The organism is Nostoc sp. LEGE 12454 (assembly GCF_056620565.1).
On record NZ_JBWQXL010000030.1, the window covers coordinates 57,659 to 68,517 of the forward strand.

General features: G+C 39.7%; 10 protein-coding genes and 1 pseudogene. 6 read left to right on the forward strand and 5 right to left on the reverse strand.

Going from position 1 to position 10,859, the window contains the following annotated elements:
• Positions 1–150: 150 nt before the first annotated feature.
• The 3 genes from AC1F2U_RS24690 to AC1F2U_RS24700 form a co-directional block, all read right to left on the reverse strand.
• Complete coding sequence (locus AC1F2U_RS24690; RefSeq protein WP_480263482.1) at positions 151–654, reverse strand: O-acetyl-ADP-ribose deacetylase; 504 nt, start codon at positions 652–654, stop codon at positions 151–153.
• A 223-nt stretch (positions 655–877) separates the two neighbouring features.
• A complete protein-coding gene (locus tag AC1F2U_RS24695; protein WP_480263483.1) occupies positions 878–1,540 on the reverse strand; it encodes a response regulator in 663 nt (220 codons plus the stop codon).
• The gene (locus AC1F2U_RS24700) at positions 1,540–2,805 is read right to left on the reverse strand and encodes a sensor histidine kinase (protein ID WP_480263484.1); all 1,266 of its coding nucleotides are present in this window, start codon (positions 2,803–2,805) and stop codon (positions 1,540–1,542) included. The genes AC1F2U_RS24695 and AC1F2U_RS24700 overlap by 1 nt, the downstream gene beginning before the upstream one ends.
• A 349-nt stretch (positions 2,806–3,154) precedes the next feature.
• Here AC1F2U_RS24700 and AC1F2U_RS24705 point away from each other — a divergent pair, with 349 nt between their 5' ends.
• From AC1F2U_RS24705 to AC1F2U_RS24720, 4 genes are all read left to right on the forward strand, one after another.
• Entirely contained in the window at positions 3,155–3,673 is a 519-nt protein-coding gene (locus AC1F2U_RS24705) for a Spy/CpxP family protein refolding chaperone (protein WP_334901080.1), read from the forward strand.
• Between the two features lie 70 nt (positions 3,674–3,743).
• Positions 3,744–4,265, forward strand: coding sequence for a Coq4 family protein (locus AC1F2U_RS24710; protein WP_480263485.1), 522 nt, complete (start codon positions 3,744–3,746; stop codon positions 4,263–4,265).
• A gap of 242 nt (positions 4,266–4,507) precedes the next feature.
• Positions 4,508–4,750, forward strand: coding sequence for a regulatory protein SipA (sipA, locus tag AC1F2U_RS24715; RefSeq protein ID WP_480263486.1), 243 nt, complete (start codon positions 4,508–4,510; stop codon positions 4,748–4,750).
• 57 nt (positions 4,751–4,807) lie between these two features.
• Entirely contained in the window at positions 4,808–5,365 is a 558-nt protein-coding gene (locus AC1F2U_RS24720) for a peroxiredoxin (protein ID WP_480263492.1), read from the forward strand.
• A 38-nt stretch (positions 5,366–5,403) separates the two neighbouring features.
• On the opposite strand, the gene modA is transcribed toward AC1F2U_RS24720, so the two are convergent.
• Together modA and AC1F2U_RS24730 are read right to left on the reverse strand one after the other, a co-directional pair.
• Entirely contained in the window at positions 5,404–6,198 is a 795-nt protein-coding gene (gene modA, locus AC1F2U_RS24725) for a molybdate ABC transporter substrate-binding protein (RefSeq protein ID WP_480263487.1), read from the reverse strand.
• A 163-nt stretch (positions 6,199–6,361) separates the two neighbouring features.
• The gene (locus AC1F2U_RS24730; protein WP_322688311.1) at positions 6,362–7,330 is read right to left on the reverse strand and encodes a TauD/TfdA dioxygenase family protein; all 969 of its coding nucleotides are present in this window, start codon (positions 7,328–7,330) and stop codon (positions 6,362–6,364) included.
• A 715-nt stretch (positions 7,331–8,045) separates the two neighbouring features.
• Between AC1F2U_RS24730 and AC1F2U_RS24735 the strand changes: the two genes are divergently transcribed.
• Positions 8,046–9,638, forward strand: a complete 1,593-nt coding sequence (locus AC1F2U_RS24735) for a glycosyltransferase family 39 protein (RefSeq protein WP_480263488.1) — start codon at positions 8,046–8,048, stop codon at positions 9,636–9,638.
• Between the two features lie 186 nt (positions 9,639–9,824).
• Positions 9,825–10,859: pseudogene (locus AC1F2U_RS24740) on the forward strand (DUF2157 domain-containing protein); the annotation flags it as partial.

Below are 10,859 nucleotides of genomic sequence, written 5' to 3' on the forward strand. Positions count from 1 at the left end.
GTCCCTTTCAAAGGAACTCGAAAAATCTCGTTCTTTCTATTTGTGCCACAGACACTTTGCTCAAGTCGGAAAACTTTCCCAAGCAAGTATCATTTTCTGTGCATCTGCGGTTTAAAAGTAATTTATCTAATGAATATTTATTTATTTATGTCAATGCGTAATTCCTAAAATATTCGCATATATCTCATAGTTTTCTGGATCGTAGCAGCAAAAAATTATTCTTTGTGGACGACCATTCTTTTGTAGCTGTTCATCGCATATTTTCACTGCTACCTCAGCCGCTAAAGCTTTAGGATATTTATAAATGCCAGTACTAATGCAAGGAAATGCCAAACTATTAAACTCTTTATCTGCGGCAATTTGCATACATTTATAGTAACACTGAGCTAGAAGTTCTGGTTCTCCGTGATTACCTCCTCGCCATACTGGGCCTACGGTATGAATGATGAAGCTTGCAGGTAAGCGATATCCTTTGGTTAGTTTAGCATCGCCAATATTACATCCTCCAAGCGACCTACACTCATCAATTAGGCGCGATCCAGATGCCTTGTGTATCGCTCCATCTACGCCACTACCCCCAAGCAGACTAGTATTTGCAGCATTGACGATCGCATCAACTTCTAACTTTGTGATATCACCCAAAATCACTTCCATAAAACAATTAAGCCTAATCAAGACTAATCTAGATATTACAATTGTAATATGTAAATGTCCACCATAGAATTTTAGCTTTAAGATTAACGATCGGTAAACTTAAAGTGATGAGCGATCGCCTGCTTTTTTGTAATTTATTCAATCATTTCTTGTCTACTTTATTAATATGTAAGTTATGATTTTTTCATTTATATAAGTAGTTCAGTAAAGAATTACGAATTATTTAAATTGGATCGTTCAAATACGATAAATATGTATTTGCCCAAATCGCCGCTTGAGTGCGATCGCGCAAATTCAACCTGTTTAAAATATTCGTAACATGATTTTTTACTGTCCCCTCAGAAATGTAGAGTCCGTGAGCAATTTCTCGGTTACTAGCGCCTGTAGCAATTAATCGCAAAACCTCTTTTTCTCTGGGAGTGAGTTCAGCTAAACTAGATGGTACAGGTGGTGACTGGGTTGGCGCAGCATGAGAAAACTTAGTCAACAGCTTTTTAACTATACCAGGGCCTAAGTGAGTATATCCTTTATGAACGGCACGAATAGCAACAGCTAATTCTTCTGATGGTGTATCTTTCAATAAATAACCCATAGCCCCATTTTTTAAAGCTGCTGACACATATTCATCATCATCAAAAGTCGTTAGTACTAAAATTTTAGTTTTGGCAAAACGTTTTTGAATCTCCTTTGTGGCTGCAACTCCATCCATAATCGGCATTCTGATATCTAGCAAGATTACATCTGGCTGAAATTCTGCAACAAAATTAATCGCTTGTTCGCCGTTTTCTGCTTCTCCAACTATTTCTAAATCTGGTTCTAATTCCAATAATGCTCTTAATCCTTGACGAATTAAACTTTGGTCATCTACCAGCAATACTTTAATCATTATGTTAACCATGTTAATGGAATATTAACTGTAATTTTGCAACCAGAGCCAAGAGTACTATTAATATTAAACTGACCCCCAAGTGCTAAAGTGCGATCGCGCATACTATGAAGTCCAAAACCAGTAGTATTTTGCTCTACGTCAAAACCTTTACCATTATCCTGAATTATCAATCGCAAATTGCTTTTATTCGTAGTAAGTTCCAATTTTACCTCTGTAGCATAGGCATATTTAGATATATTAGTTAAAGATTCTTGAGTAATCCGGTAAATAGCAGTATTTATTTCAGGTGGCAGAGAATATTCCAGATTGATTTGATAAATTGGTAATATCCCATTAAAGCGATGAAAATTTTCTGAAAGACTAGCGATCGCATCTTCTAAAGATTGTTCTTGTAAGGGGTTAGAACGCATAGTAGAAACAGATTGACGGACATCTTTTAGTGCTTTTGAACCTAATTCCTTTGCAGTTGCGAGAAATGTTTCAGCCCTACCTGGATTAGATTGCCATAGTTTTAAAGCAGTTTCTAATTGCAGATTTAAAGCAGTCAGAGAATGTCCTAATGAATCATGAATTTCACGAGCAATGCGGTTACGTTCTTCTAAGGTAGCTTGATTTTCAATTTGCATGGCATACTGACGGAGTTTGTCGTTAGCAAGAGCTAGCTTTTCTCGACTTTGCCGTTCCGACAAAACTGCATTCATCATCAACAACACAAAAACCAAACTTAAGCCAAATACTAGCGACGAATTCAAAATCAAAAATCGATATCGCTCTTGTGCCTGCGGCGATGCTTGAAAATTGAATAACTGATATTTTAGTTGTGTAGTAACTAAAAATAAGGCAAATGACAAAGCTGTAACAAACAAGCGCCCATTTAACTGAAAAATCAGACAACTGCGAGTCACTAAAATTATATAGAGAAAAGGGAAAAGGCGAGAAAATCTTTCCCCAAAAAGCCCAACTATTAAAATTAATAAAAATTCAATAGCTGTATATATTACCTTATTTGTCTGGTTATTTCTGGGTAATTTTAAGCCCATTAACGCAAAAATAATCAGACTATAAATTGATAGTTCTGGCAATATGCTACAAACTGACAAGTCTGGAAATGCACTACAAATTGATAGTTCTGGAGGCTTGGGACGAAATCGCCGTAACGGAGGTGGTATAACAGCTGTCAATGCGGTGATTGCCAGTAATGTCCACTCTAGATAAAGCAGAGACGGAAAAGGATGTTTCTTAATTTCAATTAGACGACTCATTAGTCGCATTGCTCCAGTTAGAAGTTATAAGTGAGAAATTAGAAGTTAAGAATTCCGAAAAATTGAGCAAATGGTTTCACTGCTGAATTTTTTCGCGCTGAGTGAGAAAGAAAAACTGAATTAAAAGAACAAAACAGTTAGTTAATCAGCTAAATAATGACTTATGAAATCATCATAATCAAAATTTTCAGAATTTATAACTCCTAACTCCTAACTTCTAACTCTTAACTATCTATTGTCAATCATGACTTTAGTCATGGGTATAACCATGACTTTCTCCTCATGTAACTGTTGAAGATAAGTTCTTATGATGGTGGCATCCAACCAGGAAAAACCCACCAAACAAGTAATGAAACTCAAAGCATTATCGCTAGTTGCTTCTGCGATCGCTCTCACTTTAACTGCAACCTCCTTTGCTGTTCATGCTCAAACAGCCTCTCCTTCACCCCTGTTACTTGCACAAACTCCACAAAAAGAAAGAGGCCCTTGGAAAGAGTTGGGTTTAACAGATGCCCAAAAAGCCCAAATTCAGACGATTCGCCGCGATAGCCGCGCCAAATTTGAAGCAGTTTTGACCCCAGAACAAAAAGCAAAATTAGAGGCAGCGAAACAAGCACGTCGGGCTGAGTGGCAAGCACGTAAGGCTCAGGGGCAAACAGGTCAAGGTCAACGCCAACCCGGTCAACGTCGAGGAAAGGGTGGTTTTGGTGACTTAAATCTAACTGAAGCCCAAAAAACCCAAATGCGACAAATCCGCGAGTCTGAAAAACAACAGATTCAAGCAGTCTTAACCCCGGAACAGCGTCAAAAATTAGAGCAATTCCGTCAAAATGCTCCTTCACGCCGTCAACAAGGTAATCCTCAATAATCATCTTTCAAAAAAGAATAATTCTGGGGTGGGCAATACTCGCCCATCTCAATCCCAAAATAGATAGATTATGATGCAACCCTGTGCCGCTTCCCCAAATCCCGCTCCTCGTCTGGAACAAGTTTTAGATGTACTCGATCGCATCGCACAAGCGCAGGGGCGGGATGTTCCCCAAATTGTGGAAATAGAGAAATTGCGTTTCCTCCCTACTGGCACTTTTGGTAGAACTTGGGCAGACTTCCTCAATGAAAACAATTTAAAACCCTTTACTATAGGTAGCCGCCGTAAACAACTCCATGACGGGGTTCACGTTATCACAGGCTATGGCACAGACTTCATTGGTGAAGCAGAAGTACAGGCATTTTTATTAGGAACAAAATTTAGCATAACTAACTTGATGCTGGGACTAGGACTGTTGCGAGTCATCCATAAAAACTTAAATTCTCGACAACAATTCACCTGGGACAGACTTTGGCAAGCATATCAACGCGGTTGTCACTCCCAGCTTGACCCAGATACTTGGCAACCAGAATTACTTTGGCACTTACCCTTGACTGATGTCCAGGTATTGTTTTCCATAGTTAAAAATTAACAGGCTTCTTGCAGAAGATGCGGAAAGGGGAAAAACTTTATCCCCTTTCCCTTTCCCTATTTTGAGTGCTGAGTTTTGAGTTTTGAGTGCTGAGTTCTGAGTGGAGAATCTCATTTATTTACTCAGCACGGGCTAAAACCTAGCAAACCGCTAACGAAAGTATTTTGCCTAATGCCCAATTTAGTAGACTTTCAAGCTAGTTTTGAGTTATGAGTTAATTCAAAACTCCTAGCTTGATTAAGATGTCCAAAGAATTCGCAATTGGTAGTAAAGTCCGTGTTGTGGCGCTACCTGCCTACGTCAAAACTGCTGAACCTATGCCCATGCTGCGCCCTCCCAATGTAATTCATATTGGTGAAGAAGGTATAGTCATTGACCGCAGACCCGGTGGATATTGGGGTATTCGCTTTGCTAGGGGGGCTTTTCTCCTAGATAGTCAATATATCGAAAGCATAGATACCCCTGCCGAATCTCACTTAGAATAAGATTTCTCGCAACCAAGAATTGTAAACTTGTGTAAAGTTGTGATTCTGGTTTACACCATGATTTCCCGCCGCACTTTTTTAAGCATATTATTTGCCAGCTGTATTTCTGTCATCAGCTGGCTGAATTTTACCCCTACTGCTGATGCTATGGGTGGTAAACTTCCGGAAATTAATCAACCCGCACCTGAGTTTACTTTGCCAACCAATACAGGTGATGGCAAAATTTCCCTCTCTGACTTGCGCGGTAAATGGCTAGTCCTGTATTTTTATCCTAAAGACTTCACCTCTGGTTGTACTATAGAGGCTCGTCGTTTTCAGCAAGACTTACCCCAATATCTCGAAAAAAATACCCAGATTATTGGTGTTAGTGCTGATGACATTGATTCCCACGCCAAATTTTGTGATTCAGAAGGACTAAAATTTCCCCTGTTGGCTGACACTGATGGTTCAGTGAGTAAAGCTTACGGTTCGTGGCTTGGCTTTTTATCTATGCGCCACAGTTTCATCATCGATCCTCAAGGCGTCTTGCGCGAGACTTTTGTTAAAGTCAACCCAACTATTCACAGTTCAGAAGTGCTGGGACGACTAGAAAAATTACAGTCCACAGCTTCTTAAACTTCAATTAATCAGATAAGGGGCGTAAGCCCCTTGTTTTAACTCACAATAAACCCATATTTTCTGAGTACAGTTTTGGCTTCACTGCCAGATAAAAACTGGACAAATTCTTTGGCAGCAGAAGTATTTTTACTGCTTTTAATTATTGCTACCGGATAGACAATTGGGGAATGAAATTTATCATCAGCAGTAACTACGACTTTTACCTTATTGGAAATTTTAGCATCAGTGGCATAAACTAAACCTGCTTCGGCGTTACCACTTTCTACTGCTGCTAAAACTTGACGCACATTGTTAGCAAAGACCAATTTCGACTTGAGGCGATCGTAAAGTTTCAATTTCTTCAAGACTTGCTCGCCATATTGACCGGCGGGTACGCTTCTAGGTTCACCGATCGCAATTTTTTTAATCTTACTATCTGTTAAATTGTAGAAGCTATTGATGCCGACAACATCCTGAGCCACAATCAAGACTAGACGGTTATTTGCTAGGTTAGTACGGCTACCTGGTAGCAACAGTCCTTTTTGTTCCAAGGCATCCACTTGCTTTTTGCCAGCAGAAATAAAGATATCTGCTGGCGCACCTTGCTCAATTTGTTGCTGCAAGGCACCAGAAGCCCCAAAATTATAATTAATATTGATATTTGATTTACTTTGTTGGTACAAAGGCTTAATTTCTTCCAGCGCCTCTTTTAAGCTGGCAGCTGCGGACACGAGTATGTTGGTGTTCGACTGTGCTATTACAGGAGAAGGAGGAACCAACGGTAAACCAATTGCTAGCAGTAAGCCAGCGATCGCTATACCCAGGAAGCCAAAAATTTGTCTTCTTTTCATAGAAAAGGCGTTTGAAGGGTTTCTTCCATAAAATTGACGCTAGGTAAAATAGTACCAAAGATACCAACTTATAACCAACTATATCGGTAAAAATCTGCCGAGAAAAATTTCAGTAGGTAAACTGGGCTACGAACAGCGCAGCCCTTGTTTACCACTCTGTAGCTTATGAAAGTGCTGATACTGGTTCTAACTTCTCAGCTTTGTTCTTCAATACGGTTGGTAGTTCGCTGTTGAACGCCTCACCTTCAACCACTTGCGATCGGAAACCATCGGGCCCAACTGGAACATCGCCTGTGATGGTGGTGCGATAGAGAACGCGCTCGACTTCCAGATGATCTAAATCTTGAGGAGCCAAATGGGAGGTGGCGCGGTTGTCCCAGAACGCAATGTCACCGTTATTCCAGCGGAAGCGGGTGGTGTAGGCGGGCTTGGTAATCTGGTTGAAGAACAACTCAAGCAGCAAGTCGCTCTCTTGTCGTGATACGTCGATAATGTGCGAGGTGAAGCCAGGATTGACGTACAATGCGCGTTCACCAGTCTCAGGATGAACCCTTACTACTGGATGGATTGAAACCAGGGGATTGGCTGCGATGCGCTGGGCAATCTTGCTGTTGCTGGGTAAATTCAAACGCGCATTGAAGCGATGTTCGGCTTTTAATGTGTCTGCTAATGCCCGTAGGGGTGCTGACAGACCCTCATAGGCTGCAACTAAATTTGTCCACTGTGTGTCACCACCGAAGCTAGGGACATTAACCGCACGCAAAATTGACGCCGCAGGTGGGTTAACAACTGCTGTGACATCGGTGTGCCAACGGCTCTCGTAGCTGGAACGACGCAGACCATTGCGCCGCTCGTAACGGCTGCGGTCAATGGGCAAGATTTCTGAGAAGCCTTCAATCGGCTCATCTTCGTGGGGATGTGCATAAGTCACTTCGCCAAAACGAGCCGTGAATGCAATCTGTGCCGCATGATCGATGTTTTGACCGCGAAAGAACACGACTTTCCACTTCAATAGTGCTTGACGAATTTCTTTGACTGCATCATCGTGCAAAGGACGTGACAAGTCTACGCCGCTGATTTCGGCACCGATGAAACCTGCTACCTGTTTGACTTCAATGTGTTTGTTGCTCATCTCAATTCTCCATAGTTTGATCGATCGGACGGTGTTCGCACTCGTCCGTTTACTTGAGATATGTTGCTTGCGCTTAATGGCTACATACCAAAGGAAGCGATCGCAGTTTAAATATATTACTATAAATTGATCGGTTTATCGTAGTATCTGCTTGCTGTATTTTAGACTGCTGGAACAATGGTCGATTTAGTCCGGGAAAGGCTAAGTAAAAATTCGAACACAGATATTAAGAAGTTTCTCACTGGAAGTAAGAAGCAAGCTACGTAATTAAATCGGTACAGAGGAAAGTTACTTAGTATTTCTGTACTATTTGCTACTACTAGTCGTGCTTATAGTTATTTCATATAAAGTTTATTAAATCTTTTTATTTTTCACACAAGTATTTTATTTCTTGATTAATTTATACTGTACGATGACAAATAAATAATTGTATTTACTATAATTACGTGTTGTAAAAAGCTGCAAAATAAATATTTAAATTATTATTTAGAGTAAAAAACTTTTAATTAAAATGTTTATAGACAAGTTGATAGTGGTTAATCAGAAAATAAGACCTTGTATTTAATTCGTAAATTAGATAAATCTTAATGTTAGTCTAGTCTTCTATTCATAGATACTAATTTGTTTGCTTTTTTCATTAGTAACAGGCTAATAAAAAATTATCAGTTGCCTTTTTACCAAGGTTGATTAAGGTCTTGAGGAGATCGAAAACTACATGAAAAAGCAATTACCACAGGAATGGACTATTTATAAATATTGGTTACGTTTTTTAATCATAATTCTATTAGTAATAGGTGTATTTTTTCGCTTCGTTAATATTGATAAAAAAATTTATTGGGGTGATGAAGTTTTCTCCTCATTACGCATATCTGGCTATACGCAGTCAGAAATGAGGAAGCAATTAGGTAATGGTCGTTTGATTGGCATAGAAGATTTACATAAATACCAGTATCCTAATCCTGAAAAAAATGTAATTGATACAATTAAAGGAGTTATTGTAGAAGACTCGCAGATTTTGCCACTCTACATCTTGATGACCCGGTTTTGGGTAGAATACTTTGGTAATTCTATAGCAGCGATCAGAAGTTTTTCAGCATTTATTAGTCTGCTTACCTTTCCTTGTCTTTATTGGCTATGTCAAGAATTATTTGAGTCTTCACTAGTAGGGTGGATAGCCATCGGGTTGGTAGCCGTTTCACCTATTCATATCGTGTACGCACAAGAAGCGCGATCGTACAGTTTAGCCATAGTAACCATTTTAATATCGAGTGTAGCACTGCTGCGAGCTATGCGCCTGAAAACAAATGTTAATTGGTTCATTTATGCAGCAACATTAGCAGTAGGATTTTATACTCATCTATTTTTTACCTTGGTTGCTTTCGCACAAGGAATTTATGTACTTACAATCGAACGCTTCCGATTGAGTAAAACATTAATTTATTATTTGCTTTCATCGCTTGCAGGTTTTATAACTTTTGTACCTTGGATTTGGATTATTATTACCAATCCTCAGCCAGAAGCAGTAGCTTGGACGAATACTAAACAAACAGTATTTATGTCAACTGCAAGGTGGGCTGGGATCTTAAGTCGTGCCTTTCTTGATTTAGGTATTACTCCAAACGAGCCTGGAAAACTTAAGATTGTCTTGATTCCTTTTATTTTGATTCTTTTAGCTTTAAGCAGCTACTCAATTTATATTGTGTGTCGAAGAACCTCTAAAGAAGTTTGGTTATTTGTTCTAACCTTGATTGCATCAGTAGGGCTTCCCTTACTGATAACAGATTTCGTCTTTTTAAAGCGATATGCTACTAGTCGATATACACTTCCTTCAGTTTTAGGGATACAGTTAGCTGTTGCTTACCTATTTACCACTAAAATTACGTCTATTTCTACTAAAGCTGGGCAAAAAAAGTTTTGGTCACTTGTAGCATTTATGGTAATTATGGGCGAAGTTGTATCTTGTATAGTTCACTCTCAACCGCAGATTTGGTGGAACCAATTCCCTGAAAAATACCAAGAATATCCTAAAATTGCTCACATTATTAATCAAGCTAATGAACCGCTTTTAATTAGTGATGAGGATAACATTATTCCACCACTACAAGTACTTAGTAACTTAATCGATCCAAAAGTGCAATTTCAAATTGTAGGAAAAAATCAGTTACCAGAGATTACCGATGGCTTTAGTGATATATTTTTGTTCTTGTTCGAGCCATCTGATTTCTTAAAAGCTGGAGTTGAAAAAGTTTATAACTCAAAGCTACAGCAGGTAGACGACTTTCTCTGGAAAATAACAAAAGCTAATTAAACTAAGGATACGGGCATATCTACTGGCTGGGAGACTGCAAGTGGAAACTAAAAGCAGATAGTTGGCATTTGATCTCGCTTGTCGGTTAAAAATTAATATCAATTAGCCTGATAAGTTGCACAGTTAGAGCAAAAATATACTTTAATTAAACAATAATTTAAGTATATACTTGTACTGCTGCCGCTTATGTCATCGCCCCTTGAGCGCCCGCTAAAAATTGAAATCAGATTGCCATCTTCCCATCCTCAATTATTGGAAGGACTGGATATATGGTTGCGTTTAGGTTTGATATCTGATGCCCAAGTCAGGCAGTTATGTCGAGAGTTTCTGGTGTGTGCGGTGGTGTTGCAACCCCAGGCTGAAGCCAAAACAAAGGTAGTATTTGCAACTTCCGACCCCGTGCAGCAGTTGCCCATAGTAGCTTTACAATCTAGTAGCGGTAAACAACCACAACAAAAACCAGCTAAACCCAACTTCATCGGCACAATGTTGCAGTCCTTGGGGGCAGAACTGAGTGTGCGTTGGCTACTTTTTCTAGGGGTTTTCTTGGTAGTCGTATCTTCTGGAGTACTTGCTGCTAGCCAATGGGCGAGGTTTCCCGCTGCTGGACAGTACGGGGTTTTATTTGCTTATACTTTGAGTTTTTGGGGATTAAGCTTTTGGGCGACTAGGCAAAATAACCTCAGATTGACGGCTCAGACATTGCTGATTGCCACTCTTTTGTTAGTGCCAGTGAACTTTTGGGCAATGGATAGCTTCAAATTGTGGCAAAATCCTGTGGATTGGATTGTAGTTGCGATCGCCTGTCCTACCCTGACTGCTATAACTGTTTTACTCTCCAAAAATCGGACTATTTTTACCAATTTACATACTGGTAAATTACCTCTGGTAAATATTCTGGGGCTGAGTTATCTGCATTGGGGTTGGCAGTTAAGAGGATTTCCCTTAATTGCTGTTTATCTGGCAACGATCGCCACAACTATCATTACCATTTATCACAATCTTTTCCAACAGCCTCGTACTGTCAGCGACGATCGCCGTAGGTTAAGTATTAGTTTACCTGCTGCTGTAATTATTTATTCTTTAATAGTATTGTTGGTGCGGGCGATTTTTGTTACCAAGGTAGATGTCACACTGTTGGGGTTAGCTATTGGCATTTGCGGCTGGTTGATGACTTGGTTAGCAGAGCAGCGAGGCAGGGGAGCAGAGGGGCAGGGGAGC